The organism is Burkholderia catarinensis, assembly GCF_001883705.2.
GTDB lineage: Bacteria > Pseudomonadota > Gammaproteobacteria > Burkholderiales > Burkholderiaceae > Burkholderia > Burkholderia catarinensis.
The window spans coordinates 134,416-156,493 of sequence record NZ_MDEQ02000015.1 but is presented as its reverse complement, the minus strand read 5'-3'; the positions used below and the strand labels follow the sequence as shown (position 1 = coordinate 156,493).

Genomic DNA, 22,078 nt, shown 5'->3' with positions numbered 1-22,078 from the left:
CGCGCCACGCAATCAGTGGACGAGGAACAAAATGGAAATCGATCTGAATGCTGATCTCGGCGAAGGATGCGGATCGGACGAGGCGCTGCTCGACCTCGTCACGTCGGCGAACATCGCATGCGGGTGGCATGCAGGCGGCGCGAATGCGATGCGCGACTGCGTGCGCTGGTCCGTGCAGAAAGGCGTGTCGATCGGCGCGCACCCGAGCTTTCACGATCCAGAGAATTTCGGCCGCAAGGAAATGCAGCTGCCGGCCGGCGACATCTATGCCGGCGTGCTGTACCAGCTCGGCGCGCTGTCGGCGATCGCGCAGGCCGAAGGCGGACGCATCGCGCACGTGAAACCGCACGGCGCGCTGTACAACCAGGCCGCGCGCGACCCGATGATCGCCGATGCGGTGGTGTCCGCGATCCACGACTTCGATCCGTCGCTCGCGGTGTTCGGGCTCGCGAACAGCGTGTTCGTCGCGGCCGCACGGCAGGCGGGGCTCGCCGCGGTGGAGGAAGTGTTCGCCGATCGCGGCTACCGCGCGGACGGCTCGCTCGTGCCGCGCAGCCAGCCCGGCGCGCTGATCGACGATGAAGACGCGGTGCTCGCGCGCACGCTCGACATGGTGCGCAACCGGCAGGTACGCGCATTGAGCGGCGAATGGGTGCCGCTCAACGCGCAGACCGTCTGCCTGCACGGCGACGGACCGCACGCGCTGGCGTTCGCGAAACGGATTCGCGCGGCGCTCGAGGCCGCCGGCGTCGACGTCGTCGCGCCCGGCGCGCTGCAGGCCGACGAAGGCGCGTGACGCGCATTGCCCGTAGCCGTTGCACAAAAGAAAAAAGCGCCCTCGTGGCGCTTTTCCGTTGGCGCAATCGCTGCGGCTTCGCCGTCTGTCGATTCACCCCCCGAAACCGTCTTGCGACGGTGACCGGAAAAATATTCCGGATTAAAAATCGTCCGCCGCCGCCCGATCACTGCATTCCCCGGTCAGACGACGGAACGTTGCTTATCTGCAAGTCGGCCTGCATGCGTATGTTGTCCGACGATGATTGGCCCCGCCGTGCATGCAGACACTCCGCGGCCGGCACGTGCTTCACGTGCCGGCAACGCTAACCCCGCGCTTTATTTCTGCTACCCCGTAGAACTTATCTATTCTTTTCATTTTTTCAACTTGTGGGGTGAAGAATAGATATTGGCAGAACGGGATGTCAATCGTTTTAAACGCTATTTTCCGACGATTCGAGGGTTTTCCTTATCGACTTCCGCCATCGCGCCGGCGTCTCGCAATGCGCGCGCGAGGTCGATCAAACAGGGGAAGATCGGTGCGTGCCGCCGGGCGCGATCAGTTCGCGTCGACCCGGTATCCTTGCTGGCGCAACAATTCGAGCACGCCGCGCGGGCCGCCCAGATGCAGCGCGCCAATCGCGACGAACAGCGGCCGGTTCGGCGCGGCGATTGCCGTCATCCGTGCAACGAAGCGCCGGTTGCGCTCGTACAGGATCTTGTTGTCGATCGATGCCGACAACGCCTTCGAACGCGCGAGCCGCTCGCTCTTCGCGACGGCCCATGCCGAGATCGCGTCGGCGTCGCCAATTCGCCACAGCCGGTGCAGCGCCTTGATGTCGTCCGCGTTCTGCGCGGGGGTCTGCACCATGTCCTGCGCGAGCATCTCGCGCTGCTCGGCCAGCGTGAGCCCGGTGAACGCGCGCATCTGCTCGGCGAGCGTCTCGAGCCCGATCACGCGGCCGCCCTTCTTTTTCAGGAATACGTTCTGCAGCTGCGCCTCGGTGCCGTACTCGGTCTGCAGGCCGGCCGACAGCGAATCGTAGGTCTCGACGACGAGCGCCGCGAGCCACGGCCGCATCTTGCGGATCTCGGCCAGCGCGGCCGGGTTGCCGCGCAGGCGCGCCGCGAGCCGCTGCCACAGCGGCTCGGGCAGCAGGCGCTGCAGGCACGGGTAGCGGCACACGCCGTATTTCGACACGTCGTCCTGCGACTCGAGCAGATCGTCGGGCGACAGCTCGAGCGCGAGCGTCGGCGACGCGGCGAGCGCCGCGAGGATGCGCGGCCGGAACGGCTGCGCGCTCGGGTAATCGGACGGGTCGCCCGTGTGCAGCGTGCCGAGCACGTACAGCGTGACCTTGCCCTTGGTCGCGACGTAGAACGGCATGCGCGCGGGCTGCACGCGCACCGTGCCGCGCGCGACCGTGCCGTCCGACGCGGCAGGCACGTGGAAGCCCGGCAGGCTCATGCCGGGCGGCGGGATCTGCGACGGATGGATCGGCGAGGTGGCCGGCGCGCGCCCTTCGGCGCGCGCGGATTCGACAGGAACCACGAGGCTGGCCGCCACGCACGCGCCGGCCAGCGCCGCGCCCGTGACGGTACGCACGCTCCAGCGCCGCGCGTAGCGGTACGCGCGCATCACGCGCGCGCTGCTGGCCCCCGAACGGCGCACGCCGGACGCGCGCGCCGCCAACGCTTCAGGCATTCGCCTCCCCTACCTCCTCGGCGCGATGGCAGGCCACGCGCCGGCCGTCGACGTCGCGCAACTGCGGCTCCTCGGCGCGGCAGCGCTCGACCGCATACGGGCAGCGCTGGTGGAACGCGCAGCCCGACGGCGGATTGAGCGGCGACGGCAGCTCGCCCTGCAGCTTGATCTGCACGCGGCGGTCTTCCTCGAAGATCGCCGGCGTCGCCGACATCAGCGCGCGCGTGTACGGATGGCGCGGCCGCGCATAGATCGTTGCTTTATCGCCGAGCTCGGCGACGCTGCCGAAGTACATCACCATCACGTCGTCCGCGACGTGCTCGACCACCGACAGGTTGTGCGAGATGAACACGTAGCTCGTCTTGAACTGCTCCTGCAGATCCATGAACAGGTTCAGGATCTGCGCCTGGATCGACACGTCGAGCGCGGACACCGGCTCGTCGGCGACGACGATGCGCGGATCGAGGATCATCGCGCGCGCGATCGCGACACGCTGCCGCTGGCCGCCCGAGAACATGTGCGGATAGCGCTTCGCGTGCTCGGGCCGCAGGCCGACCGTGCGCATGATCTGCGCGATGCGCTGCGCGCGCTCGGTGGCCGTCAGGTTCGTGTTGATCTCGAGCGGCTCGGCCAGCGTCTGCTCGACGGTCTTGCGCGGGTTCAGCGACGCGAACGGGTTCTGGAACACCATCTGCACGCGGCGGCGCAGGTCGGCGACCGTCTCGCGGTTCGCACCGGCCACGTTCTTGCCGTCGATCATCAGGCTGCCCGCGGTGGGCGTCTCGATCATCGTGAGCTGCCGCGCGAGCGTCGACTTCCCGCAGCCCGACTCGCCGACGACGGCGAGCGTCTTGCCGCGCTTCAGCGAGAACGACACGCCGTTCAGCGCCTTCACCGTGCCCTGCCCGAACATCCCGCGCTTCACCGAATAGTGCTTCGCGAGCCCGTTGGCCACCAGCACGGCTTCCTCGTCGGGCGATGCGCGATGGACTTCTTGATTTGCATTCATCGTGAACTCCTGTCGACCGGCGTTTGCCCTTTGGCGCTTACTCCGGTCCCATGCGAAGCCGTCAGGTCGAGGTTGGACACATTGAGCGGCTTGATGCAGCGTGCGCGCATCGCTTCGTTGCCGGACACCAGCGTATCGAGCGCCGGCCGCGCCTTGCGGCAATCGTCGACGACGTACTTGCAGCGCGGCGCGAACAGGCACCCGGACGGGCGATCATCGCGGCCCGGCACCATGCCGGGCAATGCGGCAAGGCGACGCGCCCCCTTATTGTGCTCGGGAATCGCCGCGAGCAGCGCTTCGGTGTACGGATGATGCGGCGCGCGGAAGATGTCCGGCACGCGATTGGTCTCGATGATCTCGCCCGCGTACATCACTGCGACGCGGTGCGCGACCTCCGACACCACGGCCAGGTCGTGCGAGATCAGCACGAGCGCCATCCCGCGCTCCTTCTGCAGCTTCACGAGCAGATCCATGATCTGCGCCTGGATCGTCACGTCGAGCGCGGTGGTCGGCTCGTCGGCGATCAGCAGCTTCGGGTTGCACGCGACCGCCATCGCGATCATCACGCGCTGGTTCATCCCGCCCGACATCTGGTGCGGGAACGACGCGACGCGGTTCTTCGCATCGGGAATGCCGACCTGGTCGAGCAGTTCGAGCGCGCGCCGGTTCAGCGCGTCGCCGCGCAGGCCTTCGTGCAGCTTCAGCACCTCCTTGATCTGGTAGCCGACCGTATAGCTCGGGTTCAGGCTCGTCAGCGCGTCCTGGAACACCATCGCGATGTCCTTGCCGACGATCTTGCGGCGCGCCTTCGGCGACGCCTTCAGCAGGTCGACGCCGTTGAACGTGACCTCGTCGGCCGTCACCTTGCCCGGCGCGTCGATCAGGCCCATCAGCGCCATCATCGTCACGCTCTTGCCCGAGCCCGATTCGCCGACGACGCCCACCACCTCGCCCGGCGCGATCGACAGGTTGATCCGGTCGACCGCGGGCAGGCCGTTGAAGTTCACCGCGAGATTGCGGATGGTCAGAAGATTGCTCATGGTCACGCCATCCGTTTCAGTTTGGGATCGAGCGCGTCGCGCAGCCCGTCGCCGAGCAGGTTGATCGCGAGCACTGAAATCAGGATCGACAGGCCCGGCATCGTCACGATCCACCACGCGTTGTCGATGTAGTCGCGCGCGGAGGCCAGCATCGCGCCCCACTCGGCGGTCGGCGGCTGCACGCCGAGGCCGAGGAAGCCGAGCGCGGCCGCATCGAGGATCGCCGACGAGAAGCCGAGCGTCGCCTGCACGATCAGCGGCGCGGTGCAGTTGGGCAGCACCTGCGAGAACATCAGGCGCAGCGTGCCGGCACCGGCCACGCGCGACGCCGTCACGTATTCCTTCTGCAGCTCGCCGAGCGCCGATGCGCGCGTGAGGCGAACGTAGGCCGGCAGCGCGACGATCGCAATCGCGAACATCGTGTTGGTGAGGCCCGGGCCGATGATCGCGACGACCGCGACCGCGAGCAGCAGCGACGGCAGCGCGAGCAGCACGTCCATGATGCGCATCACGGGCGTGTCGGCCCACTTCTGGAAGAACGCGGCGACGAGCCCGAGCACGACGCCGGGGATCAGCGCGAGCACGACCGACACGAAGCCGATCCAGAACGACATCCGCGCGCCGTACATCAGGCGCGAAAGAATGTCGCGGCCCGCTTCGTCGGTGCCGAGGATGAATTTCCAGTTGCCGCCGGCGAGCCACGCGGGCGGGATCTTCACGTAGTCGCGGTATTGCTCGACCGGGCTGTGCGGCGCGAGCAGCGGCGCGAGCAGCGCGACCAGGATCAGCACGAGCACGACGATGCCCGCGGCGACCGCGCCGCGGTTGCGCGAGAAATTGGCCCAGAACTCGCGCAGCGCGAGCGCACGGCCGCCGGCCGGCGCGGATTCGCTCGGCAGGGTGTTTTGCAGATTGCTCATGGAATTACCTCGTGTGGCGGATGCGCGGATTCAGCACGCCGTACAGCAGGTCGACGACCAGGTTCACGACGATCACGAGCGTCGCGATCAGCAGGATGCCGCCCTGGACGACCGGATAGTCGCGGCGGCCGATCGCATCGATCAGCCACTTGCCGACACCGGGCCACGAAAAGAGCGTCTCGGTCAGCACGGCGCCCGCGAGCAGCGTGCCGATCTGCAGGCCGATCACGGTGACGACCGGGATCAGCGCATTGCGCAGCGCATGCACGACGACCACGCGCACGGGCGACAGCCCCTTCGCGCGTGCGGTGCGGATGTAGTCCTCGCGCAGCACTTCGAGCATCGACGAGCGCGTCATCCGCGCGATCACCGCGAGCGGGATCGTGCCGAGCACGATCGCGGGCAGGATCAGGTGGCTGACCGCCGACCTGAACGAGCCTTCGTCCGGCGCAAGCAGCGCGTCGATCAGCATGAAGCCCGTCGGGTGCGGGAAGTCGTATTCGACGGCGATGCGCCCCGACACGGGCGTCCAGCCGAGATACGACGAAAACACCATGATGAGGATCAGCCCCCACCAGAAGATCGGCATCGAGTAGCCGGTGAGCGCGGTGCCCATCACGCCGTGGTCGACGACCGAGCCGCGCCGCAGCGCGGCGATCACGCCGGCCGGCAGCCCGACCGCGAGCGCGAACACGAGCGCGCACAGCGACAGCTCGACGGTCGCCGGGAAGCGCGCGAAGAACTCGCCCGCGACGCTCGTGTTGGTGATGATCGATGTGCCGAGGTCGCCGTGCAGCGCACGGCCGATGTAGTGGACGTACTGCATGGGCAGCGGCTGGTCGAGCCCGAGGCGTTTCATCGCCTCCGCGTGCATCGCGGGATCGACGCCGCGCTCGCCCATCATCACTTCGATGGGGTCGCCCGGTATCAGGTGAATCAGCGCAAACGCCAGGATGGTGATGCCGATGAAGGTCGGGATCACCATCCCCACGCGGCGCAACACGAATGTGAACATGATGCGTCTCGTATTTTCTTGTGGGAAATGTGCGACCGGCGACGGGAAGCTTTTGGCCTCCCGCCGCCGGATGAGTTAGCCGGTCTCGGTCGTCGTAGACAGCTTACGCCGGGCGTGTTACTTCACGCTAACACCGTCGAAGCGGGCATAGCCGAGCGGCTCGATGCGCATGTCGACCACGTTCTTGCGCACCGGCTGGTAGACCGTCGAGTTCGCGATCGGCGAGAACGGCAGCTGTTGCGCGAAGATCTGCTGCGCCTGCATGTAGAGCTTCGTGCGCGCGTCCTGGCCCGTCGTCGTGCGGCCCTTCTGGACCAGTTCGTCGAACGGCTTGTAGCACCAGTGCGAGAAGTTGTTGCCCTTGATCGCCTCGCAGCCGAGCAGCGTGCCGAGCCAGTTGTCCGGATCGCCGTTGTCGCCCGTCCAGCCGATCAGCATCGTGTCCTGCTCGCCCGAGTGCGCGCGCTTGATGTACTCGCCCCATTCGTACGTGACGATCTTCGCCTTCACGCCGATCTTCGCCCAGTCGGCCTGGATCATCTCGGCCATCAGGCGGGCGTTCGGGTTGTACGCGCGCTGCACCGGCATCGCCCACAGCGTGATCTCGAAACCGTTCGCATAGCCGGCCTTCGCGAGCAGCGCCTTCGCCTTCGCGGTGTCGTAGGCGGCCATCTTCAGGTTCTTGTCGTACGACCATTGGGTCGGCGGCACCGGCGCGCTGGCGGCCTGGCCGGCACCCTGGTAGACGGATTCGAGAATCGCCTTCTTGTTGATCGCCATGTCGAGTGCCTGACGCACCTCGAGCTTGTCGACCGGCTTGTGCTCGACGTTGTACGCGAGATAGCCGAGGTTGAAGCCCGCCTGCGACGGCATGTCGACGCCCGAATCGGCCTTCAGCGTCGCGATGTCGGCCGGACGCGGATAGCTCATCACCTGGCATTCGTTGCGCTTGATCTTCTGCACGCGCACGCCCGGATCGGGCGTGATCGAGAAGATCAGCTTCGAGACCTTCACTTCGCCCTTCTTCCAGTAATCAGGATTGCCGTCGAAACGGATCGTCGCGTCCTTCGTGTAGCTGCGGAAGATGAACGGGCCCGTGCCGACCGGCTTCTGGTTGATGTCGGCGGCCTTGCCGGCCTTCATCAGCTGGTCGCCGTATTCGGCCGACAGGATCGACGCGAATTCCATCGCCATGTTCTGGATGAACGGCGCGTTCGGCTCGGCCAGCGTGAACTTCACCGTGTACGGATCGACCTTCTCGACCTTCGTGATCAGCTTGTCGAGGCCCATGTCGGTGAAGTACGGGAACGACACCGGGTATGCCTTGCGGAACGGCTGGTTCGGGTCGAGCATGCGCTGGAACGAGAACAGCACGTCGTCCGCGTTGAATTCGCGCGTCGGCTTGAAGAAGTCGGTCGTGTGGAACTTCACGCCGTGGCGCAGGTGGAACGTGTACACCTTGCCGTCGGACGACACGTCCCACTTCTCGGCGAGGCCCGGCTCGACCTTCGTGCCGCCGCGCTCGAATTCGACGAGACGGTTATAGACGGTGAACGTGGCGGCGGTGAAATCGACGCCGGTCGTAAATTGCGCGGAATCGAAACCCGCCGGGCTGCCTTCTGAGCAGTAGACGAGCGTTTTGTTCGGGATCTGTGCGAATGCAGAGCCCGCGACGCCGAGCGATGCCGCTGCCACGCCTGCAATGGCGGTAACACGCAGGGTGTGCAACAGACGGTTGTATTCCATGTTTCCTCCAGGTCTCCAGATCGGATCCGGTCCCGCCAGGGGCCGGCGTACGCGGATATTACTTGAGCTAGCGATACTGCAACAAGCTGGAGAAAAAACTCTTCTAGACGCGCCCGCGCGGGTTTTTGCCGATGTCTAGCACGGACAAAAAATGCGAAAACGCGCGCGAGCGACAATTCCGTTCATCCCGCGCAAGTTTCGTCCGACAACTAAACAATTCGGGCGCGAACGCGAAAGCCCGGCGCGCCGTTTCCCGCATCGGGCCGTCCATCGTTGCGTTTTGCACAACGATTCATTCGATGACGGCATTCATGTCGTCACGCCGGCGCGTCGAGGTCGGCGCTGCGCGCGGGCACGAACGCGACCGCGACGATCGACAGCGCGAGCCCCGCCATCACGTAATAGGTGGGCGCAAGCGGCGACCCGGTGACCTTGATGAGCCACGTGACGATGAACTGCCCGAAGCCGCCGAACAGCATCACCGCGACGTTGTACGCGATCGACAGCCCGGTCGAGCGCACGTTGGCCGGGAACAGCTCGGCGATCATCGCGCCGAACGGCCCGTAATAGCCCGCGAGCGTCACCGACAGCGCGGCCTGCACCGCGATCAGCCGCCCGATGCTCGGCGCCGCGTCGAGCCACGCGAACAGCGGATACATCAGCGCGAGCGTCAGCACGAGCGACCACAGCGACAGCCCCTTGCGGCCGATGCGATCCGACCATGCGCCCGCGACCGGCGACAGCACCATCAGCAGCAGGTTGCCGATGATCACCGCATAGAACGATTCCGCGTAGGGCAGCTTCAGCTGCTTCACCGCGAAGGTCGGCAGATAGCTGATCAGCACGTAGACCGTCACCGTCAGCGCGATCACCGAGCCGAGCCCGCACAGCACCTCGCGCGGGTGGCGCGTGAACACTTCGCCGAGCGTCGCGCGGCGCGCGCTCTGCTGCGCATGCAGGAACGCTTCGGAATCGGCGAGATGGCGGCGGATATAGAAACCGATCGGGCCGATCATGAGCCCGAGGATGAACGGCACGCGCCAGCCCCAGCTGCGCAGCGCGTCGTGCGACAGCCCGCGCGTCACGGCCGCGCCGACGAGCGCGCCGATCAGCAGCGCGGCCGCCTGGCTCGCCATCTGCCAGCTGCCGTAGAAACCGCGTTTCGAGAACGGCGCGGCCTCGATCAGCAGCGCCGTCGCGCTGCCGAATTCGCCGCCCGCGGAGAAGCCCTGCAGCAGGCGGCCGAGCACGATCAGGATCGGGCCGCCGATGCCGATCGCCGCATAGGGCGGCGCGATCGCGAGCAGGAAGATGCCGCCCGTCATCAGCAGGATCACCAGCGACAGCGCGGCCTTGCGGCCGGCGCGGTCCGCGTACAGCCCGAACACGATGCCGCCGATCGGGCGCATGAAGAACGCGACGCCGAATGTCGCGGTGGTCAGCAGCAGCGACGAGTATTCGCTGGAGGTCGGGAAGAACAGCTCGGCGATCACGACCGTCATGAAGCCGAACACCGTGAAGTCGTACCACTCGAGCGCGTTGCCGATCACGGCCGCCGCAACCGCACGCCGGTTCAGCGCACGCTCGGGCCGGATCGTTTTCGTTGAATTCGCAATCGTCGCCATGCGTGCCTCGTCCTCGTGAATTCGCCGTGTGGGGCGGCGCGGCGCGCGGTGTGCCCGCAGCGCGCTGGTTTGCAGCGAGTGTAGAAAGCGACGGAACCGTTTTCAAGCATTAAAAACGCCCGCCGTCTTTCGACGGCGGGCGTTTTGCGGTTTTCGCCACAATGCGGCATCGCACGATGCCGCACGGGCCTCAACCCATCTTCGAGAAGGCACTGCACCAGCCCTTCGCCGACACCTGCTTGCCGGGGAAGGCGCCGCACGGGCCCGAAGCCGAACCCTTCTTGCCCTGGTACAGCATGCAGGCCGCGCAATCCTGGCCCGCTGCGTATTTCGGGTACTTCGTCTTGTCGACCTTCGTGGCATCGGCCTTGTAGCCGAGCGCCACCGCGGTCGGATCGGTTTCCGGCAGCATCGGCGCATCGGCCAGCGCTTCGCGCGACAGCGCCAGCGCGGACACGACACCAACGCTCGTAATCAGGAAACTCCGACGGGATGTTTTCATGGGGGACTCGCTCCAACGTTATCGGTTTGAAAGCTGTTCTGGCGACAGCCGTTCAACAGAATAACCGCCAAGCGAATAAATGTGCGCGCCGAAATGCCGGAGATAATGAATTTGACACGGCCGACACGCCGCGCGCCGCGTCAGCGGTAAGCCGCCATGTCGCCCACGCGCTGCGCGAGCGCGAGCGCCGCGGTGAGCCCCGGCGATTCAATGCCGAACAGGTTCACGAGCCCGCGCACGCCATGCTGCGCGGCGCCCTGCACGATGAAGTCGGCCGGCGGCTCGCCGGGCCCCGCGACCTTCGGCCGGATGCCCGCGTACGCCGGCTGCAGCGAGTCGTCGGGCAGGCCCGGCCAGAACGCGCGAATCGACGCGTAGAACGCGGTCGCGCGCGCGGGATCGACTTCGTAGCGCAGCGCATCGACCCATTCGACGTCCGGGCCGAAGCGCGCCTGCCCGCCGAGATCGAGCGTCAGGTGCACGCCGAGCCCCGCGCGATCGGGCATCGGGTAGATCAGGTGCGAGAACGGCGCGCGGCCCGACAGGCTGAAGTAATTGCCGCGCGCGAGATAGAGCGGCGGCACCCAGCGCGGGTCGAGGCCGCGCGTGCGACGCGCCAGCGCCTGTGCGCCGAGGCCCGCGCTGTTGATCACGCAGGCAGCCTCGATCTCGGCCGGCGCGTCGCCGCCGGTGCGCACGATGAAGCGCCCGCCGCGCAGCACGTCGATCGATTCGACCGGAGATTTCAGCGCGCACACGGCGCCGTCGCGTTCCGCGGCGCCGAGCAGCGCGAGCATCAGCTGGTGGCTGTCGACGATGCCGGTGGACGGCGAGAACACCGCCCCCACGCATTCGAGCGCGGGCTCGAGCGTCTGCGCCTCGGCGCGCGTGAGCGGCAGCAGGTCGAGCACGCCGTTTTCGACCGCGCGCGCGGCGATCGACTTCAACTGCTTCACCTGCGCGGCGCTCGTCGCGACGAGCAGCTTGCCGGCACGCCGGTGCGGCACGTGATGCGTCTCGCAGAATTCGTACAGCAGATCGCGCCCGTGCACGCACGACATCGCCTTCAGCGACCCGCGCGGATAGTAAAGCCCCGCGTGGATCACCTCGCTGCTGCGCGAGCTCGTGCCCGTGCCGATCGCATCGGCGGCTTCGAGCACGAGCGTTTCACGCCCGCGCGCGGCCAGTTCGCGCGCAATCGCCAGACCGACGACGCCCGCGCCGATCACCACACAATCCGTCTGCTCCATGACTTTTCGCACCGCTAATGCGTCGAGGGGAGAGAAGGGAATTGTACGTCCCGGTTCGCCCGCTTGCCGAACGGATGCGCACCACGTCGCGACGGCACGGCGCGCGCATCCCGCCGCCGTGCCGCGCCGCCGGCTCAGAAGCCGATCGGCCTGCGCTTCGCGGCGCCCTCGTCGGCGCGGATGTCGCACGGCCCGATCGCGTCGCGGCCGTCGAGCCGCGCCGCGCCGAATGCGTGCAGCAGCGCGCGGCGCATCGTGCGCGGCGGCGTCTCGGCCAGCACGTCGAGCGCGTCGTCGCCGAGCATGTCGGGGAAGCGCCGCCCCCACGCATGCGACGTGCGGATCTCGTCGTAGATCGTCTGCGCAATCCGGCGCGCGCCGGCCGCATCGGGCGGCGCGATCTCGTACACGTTCATCCGGTTGAGCAGCGGCTCCGGAATCGCGTGCGCGTCGTTCGCGGTCGCGATCCAGATCACGTTGCCCGCATCGATCGGCACTTCCGCGAATTCGTCGATGAATGCCCGCGCGGTGTCGTGCTCGAGCAACGCGTACAGTGCGCCGAGCGGATCGTATTGCGCATCGCTGCCGGCCTTGTCGATCTCGTCGACCGCGATCACCGGGTTCGCGTAGCTGCCGTTCACCAGCGCCTCGAACACCTTGCCGGGCTTCGCGTTCTTCCATTGCGACGATGCGCCCGACAGGATCCAGCCGGCCGTCAGCGAACTCATCGGCACGTAGTGGTACGCGGTGCCGAGCAGTAGCGCGAGCGCCTTCGCGAAATGCGTCTTGCCGATGCCGGGCGGCCCGAGCAGCAGGATCGGCATCAGTTCGAGCCGGTCGTCCGTTTCGAGACACAGCGCGACCTGCTTGCGCACGTCGTCGAGCGTCTCGGCGAAATTGGGCAGCGCCTCGCCGAGCGCGTCGAACGACGGCATCCGGTTCGGCTTCACGCAGAAGCGCAGATTGCCTGTCCTGAGCATCCTCTCGTAGGTGGCGCGCAGTGCGTCGCTCGCGCTCTCGTTCAGGTCGTTCAGCGCCGTCTCGACCTGCTCGAGGTCGTACACCGTGCTGAAGGACGCCACCGCCAGTTCCTGTTTCACCATCGCCGTCGTCATACCAACCTCGCTGCCGCTTGCCGTCACCAACCATCAGACCCTTACGATTTCAGTGTAGCGGGCCCGCATCCGCGCGCAAGCAAGCAGCCGTGCGAGTCTGCTGCTAACAGCCGGCGCGCGCTGCACGCCGGCGCGCCGCGGCGTATGATCGACGGTTCACCCGCCCGCCGCGCCGGCCTTGGCCGACGGCGCCCGCGCGGCGCCTCGCGCCCGTCCCGAAGGTATGCCGATGTCCGTCCCCACTGCTTCCCCGCGCGTCGATAGCGATGCGATCGGCGCCGTCGACGCGGCGCTCACGTCGCGTCGCGCGATCCGCGCATTCCTGCCGACGCCCGTGCCGCGCGACACGCTCGAGGCGATCCTCGAAGCCGCGAGCCGCGCGCCGTCGGGCACCAACATCCAGCCGTGGCACGTGTACGTCGCGACCGGCGCCACGCGCGATGCGCTCGCCGCCGCGCTCACCGCGGCGTACGACGATCCCGCGCGCGACGAGAAATACGTCGCCGAGTACGACTACTACCCGCGCGAATGGGTGTCGCCGTATATCGACCGGCGCCGCAAGGTCGGCTGGGACCTGTACGGCCTGTTGAACATCGGCCGTGACGAGAAGGCGCGCATGCACGCGCAGCACGCACGCAACTTCCGTTTCTTCGATGCCCCGGTCGCGCTGTTCTTCACGCTCGATCGCGTGATGACGCACGGTGCATGGCTCGATTGCGGGATGTTCCTGCAGGGCGTGATGACGGCCGCGCGCGCCCGCGGGCTCGATACCTGCCCGCAGGCCGCGTTCGTGCCGTTTCACCGGATCGTCGCCGAACACCTCGGCATTCCCGCCAACGAACAGTTCGTCTGCGGCATGGCGCTCGGCCATGCGGACCCGGCCGCGATCGAGAACGGCCTTGTCACCGAGCGCGCGCCCGTCGCCGAGTTCGCGCGTTTTTTTGCTTGAAAACGCATGGCGCGGCCCTACCTTTCGAAGAGGACCGCATCGTGCGGCGGACCTGCCGCGGCACGTCCCGTCACATCACGATCGAAATCGATCGGGCGTAAGATGTGCGTCCGTTCCCCGCTATTCCGCGTTTCCGGAGACGTTTCATGCTGAAACACGGCCTGGCCGTCCTGCTCGCGAGCGTCGCGCTCGCCGCTTATGCGCAGAACCCCGCACCGGCCTCCGTCGCGTGGGAAATCCAGGTGGTGCGCGACGGTCAGACGATCGACACGTTCCAGCAGCGCACCACCGTGGGTCAGACCCGCACCGATACCCATCGCTATCCGTCCGCCGTGCCGGTCGGCTGCGGCAACGCCGCGCGCGTCGTGCCGACCGAGCGCTCGCGCTCGGTGACGGTCGCGCCGCTCACCGTCGACACGACCGCGAACACCGTGTCGCTCGCGCTCGACGTGCAGGAAACGCTCGACGACGAAAACGCGACGCGCAGCGATCCGTGCTTGCCCGCATCGCCGCGGCAAATCGTCGCGAGCCACCCCGGCCTGTCGGTCGGCGGCGACGCCTGGACCGACTGGACGCTCGTCGAGCAGCGCCCGCACCTCGTGTACCGCGTGCGTGCGCACGTCGCGAAGGACTGAGCGTCATGTCCGTCGCCCCTTTGTCCCTGCCGTTCGCCGAACCGCACGCCGCACCCGACGAAATCACCGCGGTCAGCTGGAACCTGCACAAGGGCCGCTCGCCGCTCGGCTTCACCGCGTGGAACGCGATGCGCAACTGGATGCAGTCGACCCACGCCGACGTGTATTTCCTGCAGGAAGCGATGGCGCGCCGCATGCCGCGCCCCCTCCTCGCGCCCGGCTTCGGCGCGCAGATGGACGACGCGGTCGACGACGTGTGGCACTGCCAGGCCACCGAGATCGCGCATGCGCTCGACTGGCAGATCGCGCTCGGGCCGAACGTGTTCAAGCCGTCGTGGCGGCACGGCAACGCGATCCTGTCGCCGCATCCGCTCGACCTCGGCGGCCGCTGGGACATCTCCGCGCACCGCTTCGAGCGACGCGGTCTGCTGGTCGCGCGCGCGACGCTCGCCGGCGCGCGCCCCGTCACGCTGCTGTGCGCGCACCTCGCGCTCACGCGCGCCGCCAGGCTGCGCCAGATGCACTGGATCGCGCACTGGATCGTGCGCAATGCGGGCGACGGCCCGCTGATGCTCGCCGGCGACTTCAACGACTGGCGCAACGATTCGGTCGCGCTGTTCGGCGAGATCGGGATGTCCGAGGTCGCGACGCTGCTCGGCGAATCGGGCCGCACGTTCCCCGCGTTCTCGCCGGCGCTCGCGCTCGACAAGATGTTCGTGCGCGGCCTGACGCCGCTCGAATGGCGCGCGCCGTCCGGCGAGGCCGCGTGGCTGTCGGACCACCTGCCGTACATCGCACGCCTGCGCCTCGATCCGCAAAACGATCCGCAATAACGATCCCGATCCCGGTCACACCGCAATCGCGCGCCGCTGGCCGCGCCGCACGCGCGCGGCTACCGGCGCGTGCGGCGCCCGCTCGACGCGCTGTGCCGCGTGGCGCTCGTCGGCCTCGACGCGAAACTCGCGGCCGACAAATGAAAGAAAATTGAAATGATTCGTTGCGCCAAATCCGCGCGGCTGCGGGGGTCAAGCCCGCGATCCGCGCCAAGCAGGGTAAAATAACGAGTTCCTCAATCGTCTGTCATCGAGAAGGCGCGTGTCCGACGCGCCGGCCGGCCGATCCGCGATCAGGCCGTCGCACTCGGTTTTTTTGCCCGTTTTTGGGCCCGTTACACGCGTTCGCTACGCGCGTCCGTTTTCAAAGCCATGAGCAAATACGACACCGCCACCGTCCAATCCGTCCATCACTGGACCGACACGCTGTTCAGCTTCACCTGCACCCGTGAAGCGAGCCTGCGCTTCAACAACGGCGAATTCACGATGGTCGGCCTCGAGGTCGACGGCAAGCCGCTCGCGCGCGCCTACTCGATCGTCAGCCCGAACTACGAAGAGCACCTCGAATTCTTCAGCATCAAGGTGCAGAACGGCCCGCTGACGTCGCGCCTGCAGCACCTGAAGGTGGGCGACACGGTGCTGATCGGCAAGAAGCCGACCGGCACGCTGGTCGCCGACAACCTGCTGCCGGGCAAGACGCTGTGGATGCTGTCGACGGGCACGGGCCTCGCGCCGTTCATGTCGATCATCCGCGACCCGGACATCTACGACCGCTTCGACAAGGTGATCCTGACGCACACGTGCCGCCTGAAGGGCGAGCTGGCGTACATGGACTTCATCAAGCACGACCTGCCGGGCCACGAGTACCTGGGCGACATCATCAAGGAAAAGCTGATCTACTACCCGACCGTCACGCGCGAAGCGTTCGACAACGAGGGCCGGATCACCGACCTGATCGCGACCGGCAAGCTGTTCACGGATCTCGACGTGCCGCCGTTCTCGCCGGAAAACGACCGCGTGATGCTGTGCGGCAGCACCGCGATGCTGAAGGACACGACCGACCTGCTGAAGCAGGCCGGCCTCGTCGAAGGCAAGAACAGCGCGCCGGGCCACTACGTGATCGAACGCGCATTCGTGGACTGATCCGCCCCCGAAATTTGTGCCGCATCAAGAACCGGAGCAAAAGCTCCGGTTTTTTTTCGTCCCTACTTGGCGAATTCGTAACAAACTGAGACCATTCCATCTCAAATAGTTACATTTTGATACGTCATCGCCCGGTGCTCGGGTGTCAGTGTTTTTCCTACAACAGGTTCATTCCGATTATTCACATTTACCCTTAAATGTCCGCCTGACATGATCTTTTCAGAATTTTTGAGATATTATTCGGCCCGCGTGGTTACCGTTCGGATGAGGCTGGAAGGGTCGGATGCAAGTGTTACAAAACGTAACTTTTGTTACTTCGGCATGGGGCGATTCTCTGGCGGCGACCGTGATCGAAACGGCAGCCGATCCACGCAACCAGCCGGTGTCTGAACCGCTTTCTGACAGCAGGGAGAGTCATGGATACGTTGCTTAACGCGCCCTCGGGCGCCCCCGCCCCGTTCCCGTCGCGGCAGCTCGTGCATGGCTGCGCCGCTACTCCGTCCATTGCCAAAGCCGCGTCGAAGCGCGATGCTTCCGCCGCGCGGATCGCGGCGCTGTCCGCCCAACTGCTCGCCGCCGACGAAGCGGCCCGCCGCCACCTGGCCGGCGAGCTGCACGACGGGCTCGGCGCCGAACTCACCGCAGCGCGATTCGCGCTCGCAAACGTTCAAACGTGGCTGCCTGCCGATGCGCCGGACGGTTGCCTGCGCGCGCTGGAGCTTGCGCAGCAGGCGCTCGACGCCGCGACCGACGCGAGTCGCCGGCTGATCGACGAACGCCACACGCCGGCGCTCGACGCGGGCGTGGTCGGCACACTGTCGTCGTGGGTCGACAGCCATGCGACGCGCACGGGCCTGCGCACGAGCTTCGTGTGCGCGGCCGACGCGCGCCTGACGCAGATCGCCGGCGCCAGCGCGCTCGCGGTGTTCCGCGTCGCGCAGGAAGCGCTGTCGAACGTCGCGAAGCACGCACGCGCGTCGTCGGTCGACGTGCGGATCGTCACCGACGGCACGCACCTGTCGCTGATCGTCTCCGACGATGGGACCGGTTTCTCCAGGGGCCGTCGCACCGGCTACGGCCTCGCCGGCATGCGCGCCCGCTGCGAGGCGTTCGGCGGCAGCTTCGAGACGGCCACGCCGGAAACCGGCCACGGCACGCGCGTCACCGCGCGCTTCGCGTGGGATTCGCTGCTCGCGGTGCCCGTTGCGGCATGCCGCGCGGCGCTTTCGTGAGGTCGTCATGAGCCTGAACATCCTGCTCGTGGACGATCATGCGATCGTCCGGCAAGGGGTCCGCCAGTTGCTGATCGACCGGGGCGTCGCGCGCAACGTCACCGAGGCCGAGAATGGCGGCGACGCGATAACCGCCGTCGACAAACAGGAATTCGACGTGATCCTGCTCGACATCTCGCTGCCGGATACGAACGGCATCGAGGTGCTCAAGCGCCTCAAGCGCAAGCCGACACGCGCGCCCGTGCTGATGTTCTCGATGTACCGCGAAGACCAGTACGCGGTACGCGCGCTGAAGGCCGGCGCTGCCGGCTACCTGTCGAAGACGGTCAACGCCGCGCAGATGATCGGCGCGATCCAGCAGGTCGCGGCCGGCCGCAAGTACGTGAGCCCCGCGATGGCCGAGGCGCTCGCCGAATACGTGTCGTTCGAGAACGAGCCGCTGCCGCACGAGAAGCTGTCCGACCGCGAATACCAGACGCTCTGCATGCTCGCGTCGGGCAAGCGGCTCACCGACATCGCGAACACGCTGTCGCTGTCCGTGAAGACAGTGAGCGTGTACCGGTCGCGGCTGCTCGAGAAGATGCGGCTGTCGAACAACGCGGAGCTCACGTTCTACGTGATGAGCAACCGGCTCGTCGACATGGCGCCCGCGGCCGGCGCCTGATTCTCCTGATTCAACGACGCGGCGCACGCCGCGGCGCCGTCAACCACCGCCCGTTTTGCGCGCAAGCGCTTGTTTTACCGGACGATTCGGCGACGCGCCGCTGCGCCGCAGCAGGTCTTGTTCGCCAAATCGGCTAAAATTGCGGGTTTTCACTCAGTCAGCGCCGCCGCGCTCGCGCGCGCTGGCCATTCATCCGCAATGTCCCTCTTCCGCAAGAAAAACGTCGATCTCATGATCGCCGGCGCGCACGCCGCCGGGCTCAAGAAAGCGCTCGGCGCGATCGACCTCACCTTCCTCGGCATCGGCGCGATCATCGGCACCGGCATCTTCGTGCTGACCGGCACCGGCGCCGTGCAGGCCGGTCCCGCGCTGATGCTGTCGTTCGTGATCGCCGCGATCGCGTGCGGCCTCGCGGCGCTGTCGTACGCCGAATTCGCGTCGACGATCCCCGTCGCCGGCTCGATCTACACGTATTCGTACGCCACGCTCGGCGAGCTCGCCGCGTGGATCATCGGCTGGGACCTGATGCTCGAATACGGCCTCGCCGCGTCGGCCGTGTCGGTCGGCTGGTCGGGCTACCTGCAGTCGCTGCTGCAGGGCTTCGGGCTCACGCTGCCGACCGTGCTGACGGCCGCACCCGGCGCGGTGCCGGGCGTCGTCACGTGGTTCAACCTGCCCGCGTTCCTCGTGATGCTCGTGATCACGACGCTGCTGTCGATCGGCATCCGCGAATCGACCCGCATCAACAACATCATGGTGTTCATCAAGGTGTCGGTGGTGCTGCTCGTGATCGCGGTCGGCGTGTTCCACGTGACGCCCGCGAACTGGAAGCCGTTCATGCCGCACGGCTGGAACGGCGTGTTCGGCGCGGCGGCCGTGATGTTCTTCGCGTTCATCGGCTTCGACGCGGTGTCGTCGGCGGCCGAGGAAGTGAAGAATCCGAAACGCGATCTGCCGATCGGCATCATCGCGTCGCTCGCGGTGTGCGCGGTGCTGTACGTGACGGTCGCCGCGGTCGCGACCGGCATCGTGCCGTCGGCCCGGTACGCGAACATCTCGCACCCGATCTCGTACGCGCTGCAGGCCGCCGGCGAAACGTGGGTCGCGGGCTTCATCGATCTCGGCGCCGTGCTCGGCATGCTGACCGTGATCCTCGTGATGAGCTACGGCCAGACGCGCGTGATCTTCGCGATGTCGCGCGACGGGCTGCTGCCGGCGACGCTGTCGCGCGTCCACCCGCGCTACGCGACGCCGTTCCTGACGACCTGGCTCGTCGGCCTGTTCTTCGGGCTGATCGCCGCACTCGTGCCGCTCAACGTGCTCGCCGAACTGATCAACATCGGCACGCTCGCGGCGTTCTCGATGGTGTCGATCGCGGTGCTCGTGCTGCGTCGCACGCACCCCGACCTGCCGCGCGCGTTCCGCTGCCCCGGCGTGCCCGTGGTGCCGATCCTCGCGGTCGCGTCGTGCCTGTTCCTGATGCTGAACCTGCAGCCCGTCACGTGGGCCGCGTTCGGCATCTGGCTCGTGATCGGCCTCGTGATCTACTTCCTCTACTCGCGGCACCATTCGAAGCTCGCGCACGGCCACCCCGACGCGCATTGAGCGCCGCCGTGCCGCATGCGGCACGGTGCGCACCCGCGAGGCCGGATGCCGGCCCCGCTCCCTCTCCCCTTCCATCGCTCGTCACGCCGCCACGTTGCGTTTTCTGCAACGATTCGCGCGGCAATTCCCATTTCCATTTGGCGTTTTTCGGATGTCGATATATTCGATTCTGATCAGAAAATTAATCGATTAAAAATGTAATCTGATTGAATTGAATATGAATAGCATAAAATAATCGCGCGACCGACATTGAACTCTTGCATCCGCCAAACTAGTATTCAGGTCGGCTGACCGCACGCACCCGCACAGCCAATACCAGACGGGGCATGCGCCGTAACAGGAGCGCAGCGCGATGCAATCGACTTCATCGAAGCGCCTTTCCATCAAGCAGAAAATCATCGTGAATTCATAAACGAATTTTCAGCACCTTTTTAATTCGACACAATTAAAACCGGATAATCCGGTCGCTGGTATTGCATTGCCTCCATCCGGAGGCATGTCGCTGCACCTGTCCGAAGTTCAACAAGAACCAGAGAGGTCTGTCATGAGCAATACATTGGTCAACGTCACGGCGAAGGTCGAAATCAGCGCGGCCAACCAGACGATTGCGGGGCTCCGGGATTATCAGAGCAAGAACTGGGCGATCGGGCTGAACGGGGATACGCTGGCACCGGACGGTTTCCTGACGTTCTTCACCGAGCGCAACCTGCCGTTCAGCTACTACGTCCGCGCGCGTGGCGTCTCGGTCGGCGAGCCGAGCGCATACCAGGCAAACATCGAGACGCTGACGCAGCACATCGCCGCGATTCGCGCGTCGGAGACGAACCAGGTCCAGGCGACGATCCGCGAGCTCGAGCTGTACAAGTCGAGGAACTGGGCGATCGGCCTGAACGGCACGACACTGCAGCCGGACAATTTCCTGCCGTTCTTCGGCACCCGCTCCGTGCCGTTCGAGTACTACGTGCGCAGCGGCGGCGTCGAGCTTGGCTCGCCGAGCGCATATGACAACAACATCCGCAACCTGACGCAGTACCTGGGCTCGCTCTGACGCATCGCCTCGCCGGGCGGATGCGTCCGCCCGGCGACCTGCCAGCGGGCCCGGCACGGGCCGCTGTTCACCTTCCCCGCCACTCCGCTTCTCCCTTCCCCCTTTTTGCGCCTTCCCCGTCGCCTGCACGCTTGCCGCGGCCGGTTCATAATCCCGCCATCGAATGACAGCCCGGACCGGCGGGCCGTCCGGCAACAGGAAAAGATGATGGAAAGCGTCGATCTCGATGTACTGAAATCCAGCGCGCGCTGGCTCGAAGAAGGGCGCCGCGTACTGCTCGTGACGGTCGTGAAGACGTGGGGCTCGTCGCCGCGCCCCGAAGGCGCGATGCTCGCGGTGCGCGAGGACGGCCTGGTGGTCGGCTCCGTGTCCGGCGGGTGCATCGAGGACGACCTGATCGCCCGCGTGCACGCGAGCGGGATCGCGGCCGACGCGCGCCCGGAAGCGCTCAAGTACGGCGTGACGGCCGAGGAAGCGCACCGCTTCGGGCTGCCTTGCGGCGGCACGATCCAGCTCGTGCTCGAGCCGCTCACGCGCGACAGCGGGATCGCCGCGCTGTGCGCGGAAGTCGAGGCCGGCCGCCTCGTCACGCGCACGATGACGCTCGCGACCGGCCGCGCGTCGCTGTCGCCCGCGCAGGCGGCCGACGGGCTCGCGTTCGACGGCGAGCGGCTCGTGACGATCCACGGGCCGCGCTACCGGATGCTCGTGATCGGCGCCGGCCAGTTGTCGCGCTATCTGTGCCAGATCGCGGTCGGGCTCGACTACCAGGTGACGGTGTGCGATCCGCGCGAGGAATACACGGATGCGTGGGACGTGCCGGGCACGCGCGTCGTGCGCACGATGCCCGACGATACGGTGCTCGACATGAAGCTCGATGCGCGTTCGGCCGTGATCGCGCTCACGCACGATCCGAAGCTCGACGATCTCGCGCTGATGGAGGCGCTGAAGACGCCCGCGTTCTACGTGGGCGCGCTCGGCTCGCGGCGCAACAACGCGGCGCGGCGCGAGCGGCTGCGCGAATTCGACCTGAACGAAGCGGAACTGGGCCGGCTGCACGGGCCGGCCGGCATCTACATCGGCAGCCGGACGCCGCCGGAAATCGCGATCTCGATCCTTGCCGAGATCACCGCCGCGAAAAACCACGTGTCGCTGCCGACGATCCTGCAGGTCGAGGGCGCGAAGGCCGCGCGCGAGATCGCGGCGAACAGCGGCGCGGCCTGCGGACTCTGATCGGCGCCGGCCAACCGCTTCGGCCGCGCCTGACA

Annotated in this window: 20 protein-coding genes and 1 pseudogene; 11 read left to right on the top strand and 10 right to left on the bottom strand. The window is 66.8% G+C overall.

Annotation, left to right across the window (positions count from 1 at the left end):
* Positions 1–31: 31 nt before the first annotated feature.
* On the top strand, positions 32–796 hold the full coding sequence (gene pxpA / locus BFF94_RS24250; protein ID WP_128850449.1) for a 5-oxoprolinase subunit PxpA: 765 nt from the start codon (positions 32–34) through the stop codon (positions 794–796).
* 537 nt (positions 797–1,333) lie between these two features.
* Here the strand turns inward: pxpA and BFF94_RS24245 are convergent.
* From BFF94_RS24245 to BFF94_RS24200, 10 genes are all read right to left on the bottom strand, one after another.
* Positions 1,334–2,479: a TraB/GumN family protein gene (locus BFF94_RS24245; RefSeq protein ID WP_219139944.1), complete on the bottom strand. Its 1,146-nt coding sequence runs from the start codon at positions 2,477–2,479 to the stop codon at positions 1,334–1,336.
* Complete coding sequence (locus BFF94_RS24240) at positions 2,472–3,488, bottom strand: peptide ABC transporter ATP-binding protein (protein ID WP_128850454.1); 1,017 nt, start codon at positions 3,486–3,488, stop codon at positions 2,472–2,474. The genes BFF94_RS24245 and BFF94_RS24240 overlap by 8 nt, the downstream gene beginning before the upstream one ends.
* Positions 3,485–4,528, bottom strand: a complete 1,044-nt coding sequence (locus BFF94_RS24235) for an ABC transporter ATP-binding protein (RefSeq protein ID WP_128850457.1) — start codon at positions 4,526–4,528, stop codon at positions 3,485–3,487. The genes BFF94_RS24240 and BFF94_RS24235 overlap by 4 nt, the downstream gene beginning before the upstream one ends.
* Positions 4,529–4,530: 2 nt before the next feature.
* Positions 4,531–5,448, bottom strand: coding sequence for an ABC transporter permease subunit (locus BFF94_RS24230; protein ID WP_128850459.1), 918 nt, complete (start codon positions 5,446–5,448; stop codon positions 4,531–4,533).
* 4 nt (positions 5,449–5,452) lie between these two features.
* The gene (locus BFF94_RS24225) at positions 5,453–6,463 is read right to left on the bottom strand and encodes an ABC transporter permease subunit (protein WP_128850462.1); all 1,011 of its coding nucleotides are present in this window, start codon (positions 6,461–6,463) and stop codon (positions 5,453–5,455) included.
* Between the two features lie 117 nt (positions 6,464–6,580).
* Entirely contained in the window at positions 6,581–8,209 is a 1,629-nt protein-coding gene (locus BFF94_RS24220) for an ABC transporter substrate-binding protein (protein ID WP_128850465.1), read from the bottom strand.
* Positions 8,210–8,526: 317 nt separating this feature from the next.
* Complete coding sequence (locus tag BFF94_RS24215) at positions 8,527–9,834, bottom strand: MFS transporter (protein WP_128850467.1); 1,308 nt, start codon at positions 9,832–9,834, stop codon at positions 8,527–8,529.
* A gap of 190 nt (positions 9,835–10,024) precedes the next feature.
* Positions 10,025–10,336, bottom strand: coding sequence for a high-potential iron-sulfur protein (locus BFF94_RS24210; protein WP_128850469.1), 312 nt, complete (start codon positions 10,334–10,336; stop codon positions 10,025–10,027).
* Positions 10,337–10,476: 140 nt separating this feature from the next.
* The gene (locus tag BFF94_RS24205; RefSeq protein WP_128850471.1) at positions 10,477–11,586 is read right to left on the bottom strand and encodes an NAD(P)/FAD-dependent oxidoreductase; all 1,110 of its coding nucleotides are present in this window, start codon (positions 11,584–11,586) and stop codon (positions 10,477–10,479) included.
* A gap of 134 nt (positions 11,587–11,720) precedes the next feature.
* Positions 11,721–12,701, bottom strand: a complete 981-nt coding sequence (locus BFF94_RS24200; RefSeq protein ID WP_128850474.1) for an AAA family ATPase — start codon at positions 12,699–12,701, stop codon at positions 11,721–11,723.
* Positions 12,702–12,930: 229 nt separating this feature from the next.
* Between BFF94_RS24200 and BFF94_RS24195 the strand changes: the two genes are divergently transcribed.
* From BFF94_RS24195 to BFF94_RS24150, 10 genes and pseudogenes are all read left to right on the top strand, one after another.
* Positions 12,931–13,650: a nitroreductase gene (locus BFF94_RS24195; protein WP_128850477.1), complete on the top strand. Its 720-nt coding sequence runs from the start codon at positions 12,931–12,933 to the stop codon at positions 13,648–13,650.
* Positions 13,651–13,796: 146 nt separating this feature from the next.
* Entirely contained in the window at positions 13,797–14,285 is a 489-nt protein-coding gene (locus tag BFF94_RS24190; protein WP_128850480.1) for a hypothetical protein, read from the top strand.
* A gap of 5 nt (positions 14,286–14,290) precedes the next feature.
* Entirely contained in the window at positions 14,291–15,118 is an 828-nt protein-coding gene (locus tag BFF94_RS24185; RefSeq protein WP_219139943.1) for an endonuclease/exonuclease/phosphatase family protein, read from the top strand.
* A 39-nt stretch (positions 15,119–15,157) separates the two neighbouring features.
* Positions 15,158–15,262: pseudogene (locus BFF94_RS38480) on the top strand (LysE family translocator); the annotation flags it as partial.
* A 228-nt stretch (positions 15,263–15,490) separates the two neighbouring features.
* A complete protein-coding gene (locus tag BFF94_RS24175; protein WP_128845756.1) occupies positions 15,491–16,261 on the top strand; it encodes a ferredoxin--NADP reductase in 771 nt (256 codons plus the stop codon).
* Positions 16,262–16,677: 416 nt separating this feature from the next.
* Entirely contained in the window at positions 16,678–17,493 is an 816-nt protein-coding gene (gene rqpS / locus BFF94_RS24170; protein WP_219139942.1) for a quorum system sensor histidine kinase RqpS, read from the top strand.
* Between the two features lie 7 nt (positions 17,494–17,500).
* A complete protein-coding gene (gene rqpR, locus BFF94_RS24165) occupies positions 17,501–18,157 on the top strand; it encodes a response regulator transcription factor RqpR (RefSeq protein WP_128845758.1) in 657 nt (218 codons plus the stop codon).
* 198 nt (positions 18,158–18,355) lie between these two features.
* Positions 18,356–19,762 carry a branched-chain amino acid transporter BcaP gene (gene bcaP / locus BFF94_RS24160; RefSeq protein ID WP_128845761.1) on the top strand — a complete coding sequence of 469 codons (1,407 nt, stop codon included), beginning with the start codon at positions 18,356–18,358 and terminating at the stop codon, positions 19,760–19,762.
* 544 nt (positions 19,763–20,306) lie between these two features.
* Positions 20,307–20,810 carry a hypothetical protein gene (locus tag BFF94_RS24155; protein WP_128845764.1) on the top strand — a complete coding sequence of 168 codons (504 nt, stop codon included), beginning with the start codon at positions 20,307–20,309 and terminating at the stop codon, positions 20,808–20,810.
* Positions 20,811–21,017: 207 nt separating this feature from the next.
* Positions 21,018–22,043, top strand: coding sequence for an XdhC family protein (locus tag BFF94_RS24150; RefSeq protein ID WP_219139941.1), 1,026 nt, complete (start codon positions 21,018–21,020; stop codon positions 22,041–22,043).
* Positions 22,044–22,078 lie beyond the last annotated feature (35 nt).

What these genes read in the sequence shown, in the direction of transcription:
- pxpA (WP_128850449.1), top strand. Translation starts at nt 32, where the DNA reads ATGGAAATCGATCTGAATGCTGATCTCGGCGAAGGATGCGGATCGGAC.
- BFF94_RS24245 (WP_219139944.1), bottom strand. Translation starts at nt 2,479, where the DNA reads ATGCCTGAAGCGTTGGCGGCGCGCGCGTCCGGCGTGCGCCGTTCGGGG.
- BFF94_RS24240 (WP_128850454.1), bottom strand. Translation starts at nt 3,488, where the DNA reads ATGAATGCAAATCAAGAAGTCCATCGCGCATCGCCCGACGAGGAAGCC.
- BFF94_RS24235 (WP_128850457.1), bottom strand. Translation starts at nt 4,528, where the DNA reads ATGAGCAATCTTCTGACCATCCGCAATCTCGCGGTGAACTTCAACGGC.
- BFF94_RS24230 (WP_128850459.1), bottom strand. Translation starts at nt 5,448, where the DNA reads ATGAGCAATCTGCAAAACACCCTGCCGAGCGAATCCGCGCCGGCCGGC.
- BFF94_RS24225 (WP_128850462.1), bottom strand. Translation starts at nt 6,463, where the DNA reads ATGTTCACATTCGTGTTGCGCCGCGTGGGGATGGTGATCCCGACCTTC.
- BFF94_RS24220 (WP_128850465.1), bottom strand. Translation starts at nt 8,209, where the DNA reads ATGGAATACAACCGTCTGTTGCACACCCTGCGTGTTACCGCCATTGCA.
- BFF94_RS24215 (WP_128850467.1), bottom strand. Translation starts at nt 9,834, where the DNA reads ATGGCGACGATTGCGAATTCAACGAAAACGATCCGGCCCGAGCGTGCG.
- BFF94_RS24210 (WP_128850469.1), bottom strand. Translation starts at nt 10,336, where the DNA reads ATGAAAACATCCCGTCGGAGTTTCCTGATTACGAGCGTTGGTGTCGTG.
- BFF94_RS24205 (WP_128850471.1), bottom strand. Translation starts at nt 11,586, where the DNA reads ATGGAGCAGACGGATTGTGTGGTGATCGGCGCGGGCGTCGTCGGTCTG.
- BFF94_RS24200 (WP_128850474.1), bottom strand. Translation starts at nt 12,701, where the DNA reads ATGACGACGGCGATGGTGAAACAGGAACTGGCGGTGGCGTCCTTCAGC.
- BFF94_RS24195 (WP_128850477.1), top strand. Translation starts at nt 12,931, where the DNA reads ATGTCCGTCCCCACTGCTTCCCCGCGCGTCGATAGCGATGCGATCGGC.
- BFF94_RS24190 (WP_128850480.1), top strand. Translation starts at nt 13,797, where the DNA reads ATGCTGAAACACGGCCTGGCCGTCCTGCTCGCGAGCGTCGCGCTCGCC.
- BFF94_RS24185 (WP_219139943.1), top strand. Translation starts at nt 14,291, where the DNA reads ATGTCCGTCGCCCCTTTGTCCCTGCCGTTCGCCGAACCGCACGCCGCA.
- BFF94_RS24175 (WP_128845756.1), top strand. Translation starts at nt 15,491, where the DNA reads ATGAGCAAATACGACACCGCCACCGTCCAATCCGTCCATCACTGGACC.
- rqpS (WP_219139942.1), top strand. Translation starts at nt 16,678, where the DNA reads ATGGATACGTTGCTTAACGCGCCCTCGGGCGCCCCCGCCCCGTTCCCG.
- rqpR (WP_128845758.1), top strand. Translation starts at nt 17,501, where the DNA reads ATGAGCCTGAACATCCTGCTCGTGGACGATCATGCGATCGTCCGGCAA.
- bcaP (WP_128845761.1), top strand. Translation starts at nt 18,356, where the DNA reads ATGTCCCTCTTCCGCAAGAAAAACGTCGATCTCATGATCGCCGGCGCG.
- BFF94_RS24155 (WP_128845764.1), top strand. Translation starts at nt 20,307, where the DNA reads ATGAGCAATACATTGGTCAACGTCACGGCGAAGGTCGAAATCAGCGCG.
- BFF94_RS24150 (WP_219139941.1), top strand. Translation starts at nt 21,018, where the DNA reads ATGGAAAGCGTCGATCTCGATGTACTGAAATCCAGCGCGCGCTGGCTC.